Genomic DNA, 16235 nt, shown 5'->3' with positions numbered 1-16235 from the left:
CCTACCCGGCCCCAAACACCCGCCGGCACCCCCCCCCCCACCAATGGCCCCCCCCCCCCCGGGGCCGGGCCGCGCCCCCCCAACCGCCCGGCGCCCGTCGCCGTGCCGTCCACGGCTCCCGCGGCCGACGGCAGCGAGGGCCGCTACGACCAGGCGGCCACCATGTACCCCACGCCGTACGGCGCGTCCTCGTAGAGCAGCTCGCCGCTCAGGCCCGCGCCCTCGGCGGCGCCCGCGAGCACCTGCCACGGCGCCCGGCCCGCCGCCTTCAGCTCGTACGCCAGCTGCTCGTCCAGGCCCTTGAGCGCCTCGACGTCCGCGGCACCCAGCGCACGCGCGACCTCCGCGTCGAATCCGGCCGCCCGCTCGTCCAGATACCCCGGCGCCTTCAGCGTGCGGCACGCGCTGGCGTCGCCCATCACCAGCAGCGCCACCCGGTCCGCCCGCGTCGCGATGTCCCCTCCGACTTGAATACACCGCTCGGCCCCGAGAGGTTCCCCCACGCCGAGACCGTCCAGCGGGGCGGCCGACCATTCCGTGCGTCCCAGCAGCCAGGCGGCGACGGCGAGCGAGGGCGGCAGTGCACGCTCTGCCGCGCCGTCAGCGGCTTCGTCGGCAGAGGCGCCCAGCCGTACGCCAAGGTCCACTCCGAAGCCGCGGAAGGACCCACGGGCCCCCTGCGGATGCCACCCGCGCCCGCTCTGTTCCGCGGGTCCGACCACGACGAGCCGGTCGGGCCGTGCGACGGCGAGCACCCCGATGGCGTCCGTGCACGCGGCGCGCGCGGCGTCCAGTTCGGGGGCGGCACCCGCGGCGACCTCGGGCACGAGCAGGGGCGGGCAGGGGCAGACGGCTGCGGCGACAAGCATGATCCGCAGCGTAACGCCACTAGTAGGCGATCGGGCCCGAGTCCCACTCCAGCTCGGAGACCTGGAAGCGGTAGGGGAAGGAACCGCCGGACATGCCGTCGCCGATCACCAGCCAGCCGTCGCTGACGCGGTAGCGCCGTACCCGTACGGGATTCCGCGGGTGCTTGGGGCGGTACAGGCGCACGAACTCGCCGAACTGCTCCCACGCCTGCGCGCGCGTACCGTCCACCGTGGCCATCAGCTCGAACTGATGCCAAGCGCCCGGCCCTGGAGGGTTCTGCATCAGCAGAGCCCAGCGCGCCGTGGCGTCCCCGTCCCCCGTCATCGCCGTCTCTCCCCGGTCAGTCGCAGCCGCAGCCGCTGCCGGAGGCCACGGGCAGCGGCTCCGGAGCGCCGATCTTCGGCAGCCCCAGCATCACGCCCACGGGCTTGGCCGCCGCCTCCGTGTTGCGCTTCTCCCAGGCGTCGCCCGCGCCCGTGCGCCGCACGCCGAGCACGGCGCCCTCGGCGAGCAGGTGGTGCGGCGCCGCATAGGTGATCTCGACCGTCACGACGTCACCGGGGCGCACCTCGGTGTCCGGCTTGGTGAAGTGGACCAGGCGGTTGTCGGGGGCGCGCCCGGAGAGGCGGTGCGTGGCGCCGTCCTTGCGGCCCTCGCCCTCGGCGACCATCAGCTCCAGGGTCCTGCCGACCTGCTTCTTGTTCTCCTCCCAGGAGATCTCCTCCTGGAGGGCGACCAGACGCTCGTAACGCGACTGGACGACCTCCTTGGGGATCTGCCCCTCCATGGTCGCCGCCGGCGTACCGGGCCGCTTGGAGTACTGGAAGGTGAAGGCGTTGGCGAAGCGGGCCTCGCGGACGACGTGCATCGTCTGCTCGAAGTCCTCCTCGGTCTCCCCGGGGAAGCCGATGATGATGTCGGTGGAGATCGCGGCGTCCGGCATGGCGGCGCGGACCTTCTCGATGATCCCCAGGAAGCGGTCCTGGCGGTACGAGCGGCGCATCGCCTTCAGGATGGGGTCCGAGCCGGACTGCAGCGGCATGTGCAGCTGCGGCATCACGTTCGGCGTCTCGGCCATCGCGGCGATCACGTCGTCCGTGAAGTCGCGCGGGTGCGGCGATGTGAAGCGCACGCGCTCCAGGCCCTCGATCTTGCCGCAGGCACGCAGAAGCTTGCTGAAGGCCTCGCGGTCACCGATGTCCGAGCCGTACGCGTTCACGTTCTGCCCGAGCAGGGTGATCTCCGAGACGCCCTCGCCGACCAGGGTCTCGATCTCGGCGAGGATGTCGCCGGTCCTGCGGTCCTTCTCCTTGCCGCGCAGGGCGGGCACGATGCAGAAAGTGCAGGTGTTGTTGCAGCCCACGGAGATGGAGACCCACGCCGCGTACGCGCTCTCGCGGCGCGTGGGCAGCGTCGAGGGGAACGCTTCCAGGGACTCGGCGATCTCGACCTGTGCCTCCTCCTGGACGCGGGCGCGCTCCAGGAGCACCGGCAGCTTGCCGATGTTGTGCGTTCCGAAGACGACGTCGACCCACGGGGCCTTCTTGACGATCGTGTCGCGGTCCTTCTGGGCGAGGCAGCCGCCGACGGCGATCTGCATGCCGGGCCGCTTGGTCTTCATCGGCGCCAGGCGGCCGAGGTTGCCGTACAGACGGTTGTCGGCGTTCTCGCGGACGGCGCACGTGTTGAAGACGACCACGTCGGCGTCGCCGTCCGAGCCTTCGGGCGCGCGTTCGTAGCCGGCGCCCTCAAGGAGACCGGAGAGGCGCTCCGAATCGTGGACGTTCATCTGGCACCCGTAGGTGCGTACCTCGTATGTTCCCTTGACGCCCACTGCCTGTCCCCGGTCTCCGCTGCTCATGTGACAAGGGTAGGTGGTCCCGGAAGTACCTCCGGGCCGGGAACCCCGGCCGCGGGACCGGGGGCGGGTTCATGAGGCCGCACCCAGGGCGGCGAGCAGCCGGGGCGCGGACTTCGCCGCAGCGGCGGTGTCCTTGCCGTCGGCGGCTTCACGCAGCTCACGGAGCGCGTCGTCAACGGCCGCGGCCTTGTCGGCCGAGGTGCCGGGGCGGACCCGGTCCCAGGTGAGTTCGAGGCTGGTGACATCGCCGGCGACCGAGCCCTTGTCCCCTGCGTCCGCGTCGATCGTCAGCTGGTGTGCCCACAGATCCATCCGGTCCGCCTCTACGGAGACCAGCGGTTCGTAGCGCAGGCGCAGGTCAACTGTGTTCTGTGCGACCCGCAGCGCGGCTCCTCGGGCGGCGCCCGCGTCCTGCGCGGCGACCGCCCTGGTGAGAGCGTCCAGGTCGTGCTCCATCTGCCGGACGAGCAGCCGCGGTACGCGGTCGGATGCCTCGTACGCGTCCCAGGCGGCCCGCGCCTTCCGCGCTGTCGCGTCCGTCGGGCCGTCGTGTGCCGCGCGGACGGCGGCCGAGAGCGCGGTCAGGTCGCCTGGCAGCGGCCCCGGCTTGGCGTCGGTGGGCACGGCCAGCGAGACCGCCTCCAGGTCGCCCTGTGCGTTGCCGGTGGAGAATTCGCCGTATCCGGGGGCGAAGACCTTGTCCTCGCGGGTGCCGTCCATGTGGAGTTCGTTCACGGTGATCGCGCCCTTGACCGGGCCGTACGGTCCGTCGACGGTCTGTCCGGTGGCCTTGACCGTGACTTCTTCGAAGACGACGTCCGGCGCGTTCTCGGGCCGGTAGACGTCCCCGGTTTCCGGGCGCGCGGGCATGATCATCGCGGCGGGTCCCGTCTTCCCCGCGAGCCAGGTGCCTTCGGTGTCGGCGACCACGCCGTCGCGGTAGTTGAAGACGTCCTCGCCGAGGTACCAGACGGAACCGTCGTCGGCCTGGGCGAACCAGTCGAGCGCGACCTCGGCGATGCGCCCGTCGGACAGGGCCATGTACTGCATGGTGCGCGCCTTCACCTGCTCGCCCTTCAAGGTGATGGTCTTGGTCCCTGCCAGCAAGGTGAACTCGGTCCGGAACGGCTTGCCGTCGACCTGACCGCCGTAGATCACCTGCTTGACCTCGGTGCTGGGGTGCAGCGGGTTGGTGATGGACGTCGAACGGGAGAAGGCGGGCTTGGCGAGGTCGACGCGGTCCTTCCGGGGCGCGAGCGGCATGCACTCACCGGTCTTCGTTCCCGTGCTCTCGTCCACGACGCGTACGCACTCGGGGCGGGCCCGCTCGCCCGTCGAGCCGGCGTCACAGGCGCTGGTCGCGACCGCCGCCCCAAGGACCACTCCCACGGCCGCCGCGAGATTCCTGTTGTTCATGGCGCACCTCCACGTCTCGTACGACGACCGTGGCAGTCGGGCGCTGAACGGACCCTGAACGAAGCTGAACGCGCCTTCAGGGCGAGGGCTCCGTGGGCCCTGCGGGGAACGAGACCTCGAACCGGGCCCCGCCCAGCTCCCCCCGCGACACCGTCACCGCACCGCCGTGCACGGCCACGAGCTCCGAGACGATCGCAAGCCCGAGGCCGCTGCCTCCGGCGTCCCGCGCCGGGCGCGAACGGGCGTCGTCGAGCCGTACGAACCGCTCGAAGACCCGCTCGCGCTCGGCCTCCGGCACCCCGGGACCGTCGTCCTCGACCCCGAGGACGATCCGGCCAGCCGCGTCCGCCTCGTGCGTCAGGTCGAAGGCCACTCGGGAGCGAGCGTGCCTCGCGGCGTTGTCGCCGAGGTTGCGCAGCACCCTCCGCAGTCCCTGCGCGTCCCCGTCGAGCCGCGCCGCCGCCACCCCGGCCGTGCTGATCCGCAGCTCCGTCGCCGTCGAGCGCAGCCGCCGTGCCTCGTCGAGCACCAGGTCGTCGAGGTCGACCGGGCGGCGGTGCGGGCGCAGCGCGTCTTCGTCGGCGCGGGCAAGCAACAGGAGATCGTCGACCAGCCGCTGGATACGTACGTCCTCCACGAGGACGGTCTGCGCGAACTGCTCCTGGTCGGTCCGGCCGGGATATCTGAGCGCGACCTCGGCGTGCTGCCGGATCGCCGCGACGGGAGAGCGCAGTTCGTGCGAGGCGTCCGAGATGAAGCGCCGCTGGGCCGTCTGGGCCCTTTCGAGCCGGTCGAGCATGCGGTTCATGGTGGCGGCAAGCGCGGAGATCTCGTCGCGGCCACGCGGCAGCAGCACCCGGCGGTGCAGTTGCGCGGAGGAGATCTCCTCGACCTCTGCGCGCATCGCGGCCACCGGGGCGAGCGCACGCCCGACCGCCATCCAGGTGGCCGCCGCGGCCATGACCAGCAGCAGCGGCAGGCCGACGAGGAGCAGCCGGGTGACGATCTGCGTCGATTCCGCGACCGCGATCAGCGCCCGCCCGACCAGGACCGTCTGCTGTCCGTCGGCTCCCTGCGCGGCGACCGCCACCACCAGGAACTCGTCCTCGTCCAGCGGAGTGGTGGTCCTGCTCTCGCCGTCTCCGTCGGGGCGGGCGATGGCGGGCAGGTCCTCCACGTTGTCGCTCGCGGCCACCACGCCGCCGGAGGCGTCCAGAACCTGGATGAACTGCTCGTCGCGTTCGGCCACCGCGAGGGACGGCACGCCGCGTCCGGAATCGATGACGGCGGCGATCTCGACGGCACGCGCGCGTGCCGCCTGCCGTACGTCGTCGGTGAGCTCCGCCTGGAGCAGTGCCACCAGTGCCAGCGCGCCCGCGACGAGGCCCACCGCGACGACGAGGACGGCTGCCGCGGTCGACCGGACCCTGACCCCCTGGCTACCCACCATCGGATGCCAGCCGGTATCCGCAGCCGCGCACCGTCTCGATGGCAGCTCTTGCGAATGGACGGTCGAGTTTGGTGCGCAGATGACTGACGTACACCTCGACGATGTTCGGATCGCCGTCGAAGTCGTCGTCCCAGACATGAGCGAGGATCTCCCGCTTGGACACGGTCTCACCGCGCCTGCGCAGCAGGAACTCCAGCAGGGCGAACTCCCTGGCGGTCAGCTCGACCCGCACGGCACCGCGTGTGACCTCCTTCAGCGCCGGGTCGAGCCGCAGATCACCGGCCGTGAGCGCGGCCGGCCGCTCGTGCGGGTCACGGCGCAGCAGCGCCCGCAGCCGGGCCAGCAGCACCGCGTACGAGAAGGGCTTGGTCAGGTAGTCGTCGGCGCCGGTGTCCAGGCCCTCGACCTCGTCCCACTCGCCCTCTTTGGCGGTGAGCATCAGGATGGGGGTCCAGTTGCCCTCGGCGCGCAGGGCCGCGCAGACGCGGTAGCCGTTCAGGCCCGGCAGCATGATGTCCAGGACAATGACGTCGTAGGGGTTCTCGCGGGCCCGCCACAGGCCGTCCGTGCCGTCCAGCGCGACGTCGACGGCGAATCCCTCGGCCTCCAGGCCGATGCGTAGCCCGTCGGCAAAGCGCTCCTCGTCCTCGACGACCAGTACCCGCATGTCCTGATTGTGGCTCCCCTGCCCTGAACCGGAGCTGAATGCCGTGATGCGCGCGCCGCCGCGTGTGAGCTCGGCCCTGGCCAGCACGGCGCGTGGGCTGGCAGGATCGCGCGCATGCTCAAGGCACTCCCCCACATCAGCCGACGGCGCGCACTTCAGGGTGCGGGCGCCGCCCTCGTGGTCTTCGGTCTGCTGGTGTGGTGGCTCGTCCCGACGGGCGACGACTCTCCTGGTGGCCGGATGACGTTCAGTACGGGCGTGAAGAACGCCGTGTACGAGCGGTACGGCAAGCTGCTGCGGACCGCGGTGGCGCAGGACATGCCCAAGGTGGACGTGGAGCTGCTGAACAGCCAGGGGTCGCAGGAGAACGTCGAGCGGGTGGCCACGGGGAAGGCCGATTTCACCATCGCGGCCGCCGACGCCGTCGAGAAGTACCGCCTGGAGGGCGGTGCGGGCGCGGGCCGGCTGCGGGGCTGTGCGCGGCTGTACGACGACTACGTCCAGCTCGTCGTCCGGCGCTCGTCGGACATCGAGAAGGCGGCGGATCTCCGGGACAAGCGGGTGGCCGTCGGGCAGCCGCGCTCGGGTGTGCGGCTGATAGCGGACCGAGTGCTCAAGGCCGCCGACCTCGATCCCGAGAAGGATCTGACGGCGGTGGACGCCGGCATCGACAAGGCGCCCACTCTTCTTAAGAAGGGCGACATCGACGCCTTCTTCTGGTCGGGCGGACTGCCCACCAGTTCGGTTCTTGAGCTCTCCGAAGAGTTCGACATCCGCCTCGTCAAACTCGGCGACCTGGTGGAGGAGTTGCACAAGCAGGGCGGTGCGTCGCGCTACTACCGGGCCGCCGTGATGCCCGCCGACGCCTATCCCGAGGCGCAGCAGAACGCCGATGTGCCGACCCTGGCCGTGGCGAACCTCCTGGTCACCACGGACCGCGCCGACCCGGAACTGACCGAGGGCCTGACCCGGACCGTGATCGACAGCCGTGACCACATCGGTGACCAGGTGCACGCGGCCCAGCTGGTGGACCTGCGGACGGCCCTCTACACGGACCCGCTCGACCTGCACGACGGCGCGCGCCGCTACTACCGGTCGGTCAAGCCCTGACGTACGACCGGTCGGTCAAGCCCTGACGTACGACTGGTCGGTCAAGCCCTGACGGTCACGCCGTGGGCGTCGGCTCGCTGCGTGGGACGCCGACGGTCACCCGCAGCCCGTGCGGCTCATGGCTCTCGTAGGCGATGGAGCCGCCGCCCGCTGCCAGCAGGGCCCGCGAGATGGAGAGGCCGAGGCCCGAGCCCTTCACGTTCTGGTGGCGGTTGCTGCGCCAGAAGCGGTCGCCGATGCGGGCGAGTTCGTCCTCGGTGAGGCCGGGTCCGCCGTCCGTGATCACTATCGTCGTCATCGCGCCGCTCCCGGAGACCTCCACCCGCACCTCCTCGCCCTCGGGCGTGAACTTCAGGGCGTTGTCGATCACGGCGTCCAGGGCACTGGACAGCGCGACGGGATCGGCCCAGCCGGTGGTGGCCGGGCACTCCCCGGTAAGCCGGACCCCGCGCTCCTCGGCGAGCGGCCGCCAGGCCCCGACCCGCTCGGCCGCGAGCTCGCCGATGTCGGTGAGGCTCAGGTCGGCGTCGGCGTGCTCGGCGAGCGCCAGGCCGAGCAGGTCGTCGAGGACCTGGGCGAGGCGCTTGCCCTCGGTGCGCACGGAGGCGATCTCCTCGTTCCCCTCGGGCAGTTCGAGGGCGAGCAGCTCGATGCGCAGCAGCAGGGCGGAGAGCGGGTTGCGCAGTTGGTGCGAGGCGTCGGCGACGAAGGCGCGCTGCTGCTCCAGCACGTCTTGGACGTTGTCCGCCATCTCGTTGAACGACCGGGCCAGGCGCCTGAGTTCCGGCGGCCCGCCCGCGGCCGCGACCCGCGACTTCAGGCTCCCGGTCGCGATGTCGTGCGTGGTCGCGTCCAGGACCCGCACCGGGCGCAGCACCCAGCCGGTGAGCCGCAGCGCGGCGCCCACGGCCAGCAGCATCGCCGCCGACTCGCCTGCGCCGATGAGCAGCCATCCCTGCAGGGTCTTCGAACGCATGTGACCCGTGGGCGAGTCGGTGACGACGACGGCGATGACGTCACCGTCCCTGATCACCGGAGAGGCGACGACGAGCCGGCCGCGCTGCCAGGGCCACACCTGGCGCGGATCGTGGCTGCCGCGGGACCTGAGTGCCTCCTCGAAGGCCTCCCGTTCCTGCCCGCGCGGGGGCAGGAACCAGTTGCCGGGCGCGTGCGCCATGGGCTGGCCGTCCCGGAAGAAGACGCCCGCCCTGATCCCGTACACCTCGTGGTAGTAGTCGAGTTCGGTCTGGAGGGTTTCGCGCCGTTCGTCCTTGTCGCGCACCCGCGAGCCGGTGGGACGATTCGTGACGAACTGCGCGAGTGCCGCGAATCTCGCCGTGTCATCGATCCGGTCGACGACCACCTTCTGCTGCTGCGCCGCGGCGACGCTCACCGCGAGCGGGAAGCCCAGCGCGAGCAGCACTCCCGCCATGAGAACGATGAGCAGCGGCAGAAGGCGAGTGCGCACCTGACCTCGCTACGCGCTACGCGGCCGGCGCGACGAGGCGGTAGCCCACGCCCCGTACGGTCTCGATCAGGGCCGGCATGTGCAGCTTGGAACGCAGGGACGCCACATGCACCTCAAGGGTGCGCCCCGTCCCCTCCCAGCTGGTGCGCCACACCTCGCTGATGATCTGCTCCCGGCGGAACACCACACCGGGCCGCTGCGCGAGGAGCGCCAGCAAGTCGAACTCCTTGCGGGTCAGTTGGACGGTCGAACCGTCCACGCTGACCTGGCGGGTGGGCAGTTCGATGCGTACGGGACCGAGGCGCAGTTCGCTGTCCGCGGGGCCCGCGGCGGCGCCGGACGGGGGCCGCCGGATGACCGCGTGGATACGGGCGATCAGCTCCCCCGTGTCGTACGGCTTCACTACGTAGTCATCGGCCCCGAGATTCAGGCCGTGGATCCGGGAGCGTACGTCGGCACGGGCCGTCACCATGATCACGGGCGTCGAACCGCGCTTGCGGATCTTGCCGCAGACCTCGTAGCCGTCCTGGTCGGGCAGCCCCAGATCGAGCAGTACGACTCCGAAGGGCGCCGTTTCGCCGGGCAGCAGGGCCTGCAGGGCCTCCTCGCCGCTGCGTGCGTGCACGACGTCGAAGCCGTGCCGGGCCAGGACCGCGGACAGGGCTGCGGCCACGTGATTGTCGTCCTCTACGAGGAGCAGTCTCATGCGGGCCCCCTCCGGTTCATCGGTCGTTTCGTTCGCGCTTGCCGATGGCCGGTACGCGCGCGTGCGTACGCACCAAGGCATCCACGCCGATACATAAGGACCGCGTCAAGGGGGTTCGGGTTACGGGCACGTTCCGTTATGCAGCCGGTACGCGCACGGGGCGTCCCCTTCACGCGGAGTGTCCGGTTGCGGCCGGATCGTTATGCTCAATTTCCCCTCAGATGTAATGACGCTGGTCGCACCGGGTTATTACTGTCCTCCCAACCGAGGAGGATGGAGCAACAAGCCGTGACCGAAGTATCGGTGACCAAGGACGCCATACCGCCCGGGGCGGACGACCTGGTCGTGCTGAAGAACGTCAACAAGCACTTCGGCGCTCTGCACGTCCTCCAGGACATCGACCTGACCATCACCCGCGGTGAGGTCGTCGTCGTGATCGGCCCCTCCGGGTCGGGCAAGTCGACACTGTGCCGCGCCATCAACCGCCTGGAGACGGTCGAATCGGGAGACATCTCGATCGACGGCAAGCCGCTGCCCCAGGAGGGCAAGGAGCTCGCCCGTCTCCGTGCGGACGTGGGCATGGTCTTCCAGTCCTTCAACCTTTTCGCGCACAAGACCGTGCTCGAGAACGTGATGCTGGGCCAGATCAAGGTGCGCAAGACGTCCAAGGCGGAAGCTGAGACAAAGGCACGCGGTCTCCTGGACCGCGTGGGTGTCGCCTCGCAGGCCGACAAGTACCCGGCGCAGCTCTCCGGTGGCCAGCAGCAACGCGTCGCGATCGCACGCGCGTTGGCGATGGACCCGAAGGTGATGCTCTTCGACGAGCCCACATCGGCGCTCGACCCGGAGATGATCAACGAGGTCCTCGAGGTCATGCAGCAGCTCGCACGTGACGGCATGACCATGGTCGTGGTCACCCACGAGATGGGCTTCGCCCGGTCCGCGGCCAACCGCGTCGTCTTCATGGCGGACGGCCGGATCGTCGAAGAGGCCGTGCCGGACCAGTTCTTCAGCAACCCGCGCAGCGACCGGGCCAAGGACTTCCTGTCGAAGATCCTTCACCACTGACGCGCTGGACGCATCACGCGTCGAGCCCTCTGCGTCTCAATCTCCCCTGCCGACACAAAGGATGTTCACCATGAAGGCTCGCAAGGTCACCGCGGCAGCCGCCGTCGTACTCGCGCTCTCCGTCTCCGCCACGGCCTGTGGCTCGGACGACAAGGACGACAAGGGTTCCGGTGGTGGCAAGAAGATCACCATCGGCATCAAGTTCGACCAGCCCGGTATCGGTCTGAAGACGCCGGACGGCTACACCGGCTTCGACGTCGATGTCGCGACCTACGTCGCCAAGGAGCTCGGCTACGACGCCAAGGACATCGAGTGGAAGGAAACCCCCAGCGCGGACCGCGAGACCGCCCTGCAGCGGGGTGACGTGAAGTTCATCGCGGCGTCGTACTCGATCAACGACGAGCGCAAGGAGAAGGTCGACTTCGCGGGCCCGTACCTCCTTGCCCACCAGGACCTCCTTGTCCGGTCCGATGACAAGATCACCAAGGGCACGGACCTCAACGGCAAGAAGCTCTGCTCCGTGACCGGCTCCACCTCGGCGCAGAACGTGAAGAAGGAAATCGCGCCGAAGGCCCAGCTGCGCGAGTACGGCACGTACTCCGAGTGCATCGACGGACTGGGCAGCGGCGCCGTTGACGCGCTGACCACGGACGACTCGATCCTCGCCGGCTACGCGGCGCAGGAGCAGTACAAGGGCAAGTACAAGCTCGCCGGCCTGAAGCTCACCAACGAGAACTACGGCATCGGCATCAAGAAGGGCGACTCCGCCCTTCAGAAGAAGATCGACGCCGCCCTGACCAAGATGGTCAAGGACAAGTCCTGGGACAAGGCCGTCAAGGCCAACTTCGGTCCGGCCAACTACAAGAACGAGCCCGCCCCGAAGATCGGCGACATCGTCAAGTGACCTTGGTCAACTGACCTTGCGGGGCCGGCTGTTGAAGTCGTCCCACTGACCAGGGCACACGCCGGTACGCCGCCGCCGAGCGCGGCGGCGTACCTCGCCATCACCACATGCGAGAGCGCGGGAGATCGTGTTCGACTTTCTTGAAGACTACGACTTGCTCGAGGCCTTCTGGATGACTGTGAAGCTCACCGTCTTCGCAGGCATCGGCTCCTTGGTCTGGGGCACTCTGCTGGCCGCCATGCGGGTCAGCCCGGTTCCGGTCATGCGCTGGTTCGGTACCGCATACGTCAACATCGTGCGGAACATTCCGCTGACCGTCATCATCGTGTTCAGCTCGCTGGGGCTTGCCGATGTCTTCGGCATCACCTTGGGCGCGGCCGACGATGTCGAGGTCATGAGCTTCCGCCTCGCCGTGCTCGGACTCGGGGCCTACACAGCGGCGTTCGTGTGCGAGGCCGTACGGTCCGGCATCAACACGGTTCCGCTCGGCCAGGCGGAAGCCGCGCGCGCCCTCGGACTCAGCTTCAGGCAGGTCCTCGGTCTCATCGTGCTGCCGCAGGCCTTCCGATCCGTGATCGGCCCCCTCACCAACGTACTGATCGCCCTGACCAAGAACACCACGGTCGCCGCGGCCATCGGTGTGGCGGAGGCGGCTCTGCTGATGAAGGAAATGATCGAGAATGAGGCGCAGTTGTTCCTCATCGCCGCGATATTCGCCCTCGGGTTCGTGGTGCTGACCCTGCCGACGGGCCTCATACTCGGGTGGCTCGGCAAGCGCCTGGCGGTGAAGCGATGACCTCCGTCCTGTACGACGCTCCCGGGCCCCGCGCCAAGCGGCGCAACGTCCTCCTTTCCCTGCTCTTCCTCGTCCTCCTGCTCCTCGGTCTCTGGTGGGCCTGGACCGCCATGTCCGACAAGGGGCAGCTGGAGTGGGCCAAGTGGGAGCCCTGGCTCGCGGACTCCGAGTCGTGGACCACATATCTGCTGCCAGGACTCGCGAACACGTTGAAGGCCGCGGGCCTCGCGATGCTGATCGCCCTTCCGCTGGGCGCGCTCTTCGGCATCGCGCGGCTCTCCGACCACAGGTGGGTCAGGATTCCTGCCGCTGTGGTCGTCGAGTTCTTCCGTGCGATCCCGGTGCTGATCCTCATGGTCTTCGCCAACCAGTTCTACTCGACGTCCACCGACATCAGCGTTGACTCACGCCCGATGTACGCGGTGGTCACGGGCCTGGTGCTCTACAACGCCTCCGTGCTCGCCGAGATCGTGCGAGCAGGCATCCTGTCGCTACCCAAGGGCCAGACAGAGGCGGCCAAGGCGATCGGCTTGCGCAAGGGCCAGACGATGAAGAGCGTGCTGCTCCCGCAGTCCGTGACCGCGATGCTGCCGGCGCTCGTCAGCCAGCTCGTCGTCATCGTCAAGGACACCGCGCTCGGTGGCGCGATGCTCAGCTTCACCGAGCTGCTCAGCGCGCGGAAGACGGCGGGGTCGTACTACGCGAGCGTCATCCCCAGCTTCATCGTGGTCGCGGTGATCTACATCGTCCTGAACCTGCTGCTCACCAGCCTCGCGTCCTGGCTGGAGCGCCGTATGCGGCGGTCCAAGAAGAGCACCGGCGCTGTGGTGGGCCCTGCAGCGCTCGAAAACCTGGAGACGATCGGCCCCAAGACGATCCGGATGGACCACGGTGAGAACACCGGAGGCGGGGGCGGAGACGGAGGCGGCGGCCAATAGCGGCCATCGGCTCCACCGGCACAACAGACGCACAGCACAGGAGGCAGCGGCCACAGCGCCGCTGCCTCCTTACATTTGAGGCGCCTGCTCGCGACGACGTCACTTGACGCAAGCACCGGCAATGGGTTGCATACGTTCTGTGATCGTGCACCGGGCTCCAACTGCCAGTTCTTGTACGTACGTCCAGCTCTCCCGGGCCCGCGTGACGGGAGAGTGCGCGCCGTGGACCCGGTGATCGTTGTCGGCGCGGGGCCCGTGGGGCTCACGCTCGCCCTGGCTCTCGCGCGTCACTCCGTACCCACCGTCGTGCTCGACGAAGGGCCCGGCAAGGACGAGCAGCGGCCCGCGCGTACCGTCGTCCTGCGGGAGGACACCGCGGCCCTCATGGAGCGGCTCGCCGGTCACTCGTTCGGTGACATGGAGACGGGTGCGCGGTGGGCGGGCTGGCGTTCGCTGCGCCGCAAGCAGCTGATGCGGGAGCTCACGTTCAGTGATCAGACGCCGCCCCCGCTGCATGTGCCGCAGCATGTGCTGACCGGCGCCCTGCGCGCCGCCATCGCCGATGAACGGCTCGTCAAGATCGCGGTCGAGAGCAAGCTCGACTCCCTGGAGCAGGACGCGAGCGGGCTGACCGCCCACACGCGCGGGCCCAAGGACACGTGGTGGCGCGGCAGTTACCTGGTGGGCTGCGACGGACCGCGGTCGACGGTGCGCAAGCTGCTCGACATCCGCTTCCCGGGACGCACGGCCGTCGAGCGACACGCCGTGGCGGCGCTGCGCACGGAACTTCCCAGGCCCAGTGAAGCGTTGTTGCATCGGATGCCTCCGTGGCGCGGCGGAGGCGCCGAGGTGACGGGCCGTCCGCTCGCCGGCGGGGTGTGGCGGCTCGACTGGCTGCTGCCGCCGCGCGGCGACCTGGTGACTCCGGACGCGCTCGTGGCGCGCGTCCGGGAGACCCTCGCGGGGTGGTGCGGGGGATCCACGCCGCCGTACGAACTGCTCGACACGGGTGTGCACACCGTCCACCACCGGCTCGCCCGCCGGTGGCGGGTCGGCCGTGCCTTCCTCGCCGGGGACGCCGCGCACCTGCTCGGCGCGCTCGGTACGCAAGGGCTCGACGAAGGGCTGCGGGACGCGGACAACCTCGCCTGGAAGCTGGCGCTCGCCTGGCACCACGGCGCGCGCGAGTCCCTGCTCGACAGCTACCAGGCCGAGCGGCGCGCCAGTGTCGCCGCCCGGCTGCGCGCGGCCGACCAGTCGCTGCCGATACTGCGGGGCGGCGGAGGGCTGCGCTCGTACGTGCCGGGAACGGCGCGCGGGCACGACACGCTCCTCACGGACGGCCATGTGGGACGCGGCCCGCTCGGCGCGCCCGGATCGTACGCGGACTCGCCACTGGCGCCCGCGCCGTCCGAGTCCGAAGTGGCGGTCGGCACCGAGCCGGGCGCCCCGGTCGCCGATGTGCGCGTGACGGCGCCCGACGGGTCCTTCGTGCCGCTGCGGGACCGGCTCGGCCTCGGGCAGCTGCTCGTGGTCCTGGTCGCGCCGGGCACGGTGGTGTGGGAGCGGCGGCACTGGGTGACGGCCGGGATCATGCCCCGGCTCGCCGCCGCGGTGACCGCGCTGCCGCACCCCGCGGAGCTGCTCGTCGCAGAGAGCTACCCGGGGGCCGCCGCGCACTCGGTGCTGCTCATCCGCCCCGACGGCCACCTGGTCACCGCACTGAGCGGGGTACGCCCCGCCGAGCTGTACTCGGCGGCCGAGGCGGCGCTCGGCGGAGTGCTTCCAAAGCAGCGGGCACGCGAAACGGACACTACGGAGAAGGCGGAAAAGACGCAGAGCAAGGCCGCGGCGAGCCGGCCGACCACACAGTGAGCCAGAGTTGACCGGCACGCAGCGTCATGGTCTACTCCGAAACGTGACCGGCACCGATCTGCGCCTGTGGCGGAGGGTCCATATGGACCTCGTCCGCTATGCGGGCTGCGTGTGTCGTCCGTCCTGCTGAATTCGCCTTTCTCCCCCCGCGCGCCCGTCTTCTCTTGCGCTTCTTACGTTCTTGGGTGCGCGCCTCCGCGAACTTCCAGGACGGATACCTGTGTCTGCCTCTGTCTCCGCCACGCACGCGCCCGCGCCGGCGTCCACGCCCACCGCCGCCGAACTGCTCGATTTCGTACGTCGTAGCGCCGCCGACCCCGAACTCATCGCCTCCTTGCCGCTCGACCCCGAAGGCCGCACCTGGGTCCGCCTCGAAGGTCCCGGCGGAAGCGAGGCCTGGCTGATCGGCTGGCCGCCGGGGACCGGAACCGGCTGGCACGACCACGCCGAATCGGTCGGCGCCTTCCTCACCGCGGCGGGCACCCTCAAGGAGAACTCGCTCGCCGCGCGGCTGCCCACCGACGGCTGGAAGACCCTGGAGCTGTCCGAAGGGGTGGACCGCGAACGGGAGTTGGCGGCGGGCAAGGGCAGGGCCTTCGGCCGGAATCACGTACACGAGGTCCTGAACGAGTCCACCACCGAGCACGCCGTCTCCGTGCACGCCTACTACCCGCCGCTGCCGCGCATCCGCCGCTACAGCCGCACCGGGCCTGTGCTCCGTCTGGAGTCGGTGGAGCGTCCGGAGGACTGGCAGTGAGCGGGCGTTCCGTGGATCGCAGCGGCGAGCAGCGGACCGTGGGCGAATCTCCCATAGGTATCGACGAGTTGCTGAAGCGTGTACGGCTCGACCTCGACCGGGTCACTCCCCGGCAGGCACGCGACACGGCTGCCGCCGGAGGACTTCTCGTCGACATCCGGTACGCGGCCCTGCGTGAGCGCGACGGGCTGATCCCCGGTGCCCTCGTCGTAGAACGCAATGAGCTGGAATGGCGCCTTGACCCGCAGGGCAGCCACCGCGCCCCGCAGGCCGTCGGGCACGGCCTGCGGGGGGGGGGGGGGTGGCACCAGGGGGACCCGGGGGGCCGGGCGGGCGGCGCCCTGCGGGC

General features: G+C 70.1%; 17 protein-coding genes. 9 read left to right on the top strand and 8 right to left on the bottom strand.

What is annotated here, in order from left to right; all coding sequences use genetic code 11:
* Window positions 1–143: 143 nt before the first annotated feature.
* The 6 genes from ACFWY6_RS33945 to ACFWY6_RS33920 form a co-directional block, all read right to left on the bottom strand.
* Window positions 144–869: a class III extradiol dioxygenase subunit B-like domain-containing protein gene (locus ACFWY6_RS33945; protein ID WP_384698755.1), complete on the bottom strand. Its 726-nt coding sequence runs from the start codon at window positions 867–869 to the stop codon at window positions 144–146.
* Window positions 870–888: 19 nt separating this feature from the next.
* Window positions 889–1194 carry a hypothetical protein gene (locus ACFWY6_RS33940; RefSeq protein ID WP_266871277.1) on the bottom strand — a complete coding sequence of 102 codons (306 nt, stop codon included), beginning with the start codon at window positions 1192–1194 and terminating at the stop codon, window positions 889–891.
* Window positions 1195–1210: 16 nt separating this feature from the next.
* A complete protein-coding gene (gene miaB / locus ACFWY6_RS33935; protein WP_384698751.1) occupies window positions 1211–2731 on the bottom strand; it encodes a tRNA (N6-isopentenyl adenosine(37)-C2)-methylthiotransferase MiaB in 1521 nt (506 codons plus the stop codon).
* 69 nt (window positions 2732–2800) lie between these two features.
* The gene (locus ACFWY6_RS33930; protein ID WP_384698748.1) at window positions 2801–4147 is read right to left on the bottom strand and encodes a hypothetical protein; all 1347 of its coding nucleotides are present in this window, start codon (window positions 4145–4147) and stop codon (window positions 2801–2803) included.
* A gap of 76 nt (window positions 4148–4223) precedes the next feature.
* Window positions 4224–5597, bottom strand: a complete 1374-nt coding sequence (locus ACFWY6_RS33925) for a sensor histidine kinase (protein ID WP_384698746.1) — start codon at window positions 5595–5597, stop codon at window positions 4224–4226.
* Window positions 5587–6264 (bottom strand): response regulator transcription factor, encoded by a 678-nt coding sequence (locus tag ACFWY6_RS33920; protein WP_361816631.1) that lies wholly within the window; start codon window positions 6262–6264, stop codon window positions 5587–5589. Before ACFWY6_RS33920 ends, ACFWY6_RS33925 begins: the two co-directional genes overlap by 11 nt.
* Before the next feature lie 114 nt (window positions 6265–6378).
* On the opposite strand from ACFWY6_RS33920, the gene ACFWY6_RS33915 reads away from it, so the two are divergent.
* Complete coding sequence (locus tag ACFWY6_RS33915) at window positions 6379–7374, top strand: TAXI family TRAP transporter solute-binding subunit (RefSeq protein ID WP_384698743.1); 996 nt, start codon at window positions 6379–6381, stop codon at window positions 7372–7374.
* Between the two features lie 55 nt (window positions 7375–7429).
* Here the strand turns inward: ACFWY6_RS33915 and ACFWY6_RS33910 are convergent, their stop codons facing one another.
* Both ACFWY6_RS33910 and ACFWY6_RS33905 read right to left on the bottom strand, forming a co-directional pair.
* Window positions 7430–8842, bottom strand: coding sequence for a sensor histidine kinase (locus ACFWY6_RS33910; protein WP_384698740.1), 1413 nt, complete (start codon window positions 8840–8842; stop codon window positions 7430–7432).
* Window positions 8843–8858: 16 nt separating this feature from the next.
* A complete protein-coding gene (locus tag ACFWY6_RS33905; RefSeq protein WP_361816624.1) occupies window positions 8859–9548 on the bottom strand; it encodes a response regulator transcription factor in 690 nt (229 codons plus the stop codon).
* A gap of 288 nt (window positions 9549–9836) precedes the next feature.
* Here ACFWY6_RS33905 and ACFWY6_RS33900 point away from each other — a divergent pair, with 288 nt between their 5' ends.
* From ACFWY6_RS33900 to ACFWY6_RS33865, 8 genes are all read left to right on the top strand, one after another.
* On the top strand, window positions 9837–10616 hold the full coding sequence (locus tag ACFWY6_RS33900; protein ID WP_160507590.1) for an amino acid ABC transporter ATP-binding protein: 780 nt from the start codon (window positions 9837–9839) through the stop codon (window positions 10614–10616).
* Window positions 10617–10686: 70 nt separating this feature from the next.
* Window positions 10687–11520 (top strand): glutamate ABC transporter substrate-binding protein, encoded by an 834-nt coding sequence (locus ACFWY6_RS33895; protein ID WP_361816621.1) that lies wholly within the window; start codon window positions 10687–10689, stop codon window positions 11518–11520.
* Between the two features lie 127 nt (window positions 11521–11647).
* Window positions 11648–12316, top strand: a complete 669-nt coding sequence (locus ACFWY6_RS33890) for an amino acid ABC transporter permease (RefSeq protein WP_361816618.1) — start codon at window positions 11648–11650, stop codon at window positions 12314–12316.
* Window positions 12313–13254, top strand: a complete 942-nt coding sequence (locus ACFWY6_RS33885) for an amino acid ABC transporter permease (RefSeq protein ID WP_384698735.1) — start codon at window positions 12313–12315, stop codon at window positions 13252–13254. Before ACFWY6_RS33890 ends, ACFWY6_RS33885 begins: the two co-directional genes overlap by 4 nt.
* Window positions 13255–13476: 222 nt before the next feature.
* Window positions 13477–15129, top strand: a complete 1653-nt coding sequence (locus tag ACFWY6_RS33880; protein ID WP_384698732.1) for an FAD-dependent monooxygenase — start codon at window positions 13477–13479, stop codon at window positions 15127–15129.
* 43 nt (window positions 15130–15172) lie between these two features.
* Window positions 15173–15259 (top strand): putative leader peptide, encoded by an 87-nt coding sequence (locus ACFWY6_RS33875; protein WP_345492036.1) that lies wholly within the window; start codon window positions 15173–15175, stop codon window positions 15257–15259.
* Between the two features lie 84 nt (window positions 15260–15343).
* Complete coding sequence (locus ACFWY6_RS33870; protein ID WP_384698758.1) at window positions 15344–15886, top strand: cysteine dioxygenase; 543 nt, start codon at window positions 15344–15346, stop codon at window positions 15884–15886.
* The coding region (locus ACFWY6_RS33865; protein WP_384698729.1) for a hypothetical protein at window positions 15883–16235 on the top strand (353 nt) is incomplete at its 3' end. The genes ACFWY6_RS33870 and ACFWY6_RS33865, both read left to right, overlap by 4 nt.

Source organism: Streptomyces sp. NPDC059037 (genome assembly GCF_042740015.1).
Lineage (GTDB): Bacteria > Actinomycetota > Actinomycetes > Streptomycetales > Streptomycetaceae > Streptomyces.
Note: the sequence above shows the minus strand (reverse complement) of the source record. Positions and strands in the feature narration are given on the sequence as shown.

What these genes read in the sequence shown, in the direction of transcription:
- ACFWY6_RS33945 (WP_384698755.1), bottom strand. Translation starts at nt 869, where the DNA reads ATGCTTGTCGCCGCAGCCGTCTGCCCCTGCCCGCCCCTGCTCGTGCCC.
- ACFWY6_RS33940 (WP_266871277.1), bottom strand. Translation starts at nt 1,194, where the DNA reads ATGACGGGGGACGGGGACGCCACGGCGCGCTGGGCTCTGCTGATGCAG.
- miaB (WP_384698751.1), bottom strand. Translation starts at nt 2,731, where the DNA reads ATGAGCAGCGGAGACCGGGGACAGGCAGTGGGCGTCAAGGGAACATAC.
- ACFWY6_RS33930 (WP_384698748.1), bottom strand. Translation starts at nt 4,147, where the DNA reads ATGAACAACAGGAATCTCGCGGCGGCCGTGGGAGTGGTCCTTGGGGCG.
- ACFWY6_RS33925 (WP_384698746.1), bottom strand. Translation starts at nt 5,597, where the DNA reads ATGGTGGGTAGCCAGGGGGTCAGGGTCCGGTCGACCGCGGCAGCCGTC.
- ACFWY6_RS33920 (WP_361816631.1), bottom strand. Translation starts at nt 6,264, where the DNA reads ATGCGGGTACTGGTCGTCGAGGACGAGGAGCGCTTTGCCGACGGGCTA.
- ACFWY6_RS33915 (WP_384698743.1), top strand. Translation starts at nt 6,379, where the DNA reads ATGCTCAAGGCACTCCCCCACATCAGCCGACGGCGCGCACTTCAGGGT.
- ACFWY6_RS33905 (WP_361816624.1), bottom strand. Translation starts at nt 9,548, where the DNA reads ATGAGACTGCTCCTCGTAGAGGACGACAATCACGTGGCCGCAGCCCTG.
- ACFWY6_RS33895 (WP_361816621.1), top strand. Translation starts at nt 10,687, where the DNA reads ATGAAGGCTCGCAAGGTCACCGCGGCAGCCGCCGTCGTACTCGCGCTC.
- ACFWY6_RS33885 (WP_384698735.1), top strand. Translation starts at nt 12,313, where the DNA reads ATGACCTCCGTCCTGTACGACGCTCCCGGGCCCCGCGCCAAGCGGCGC.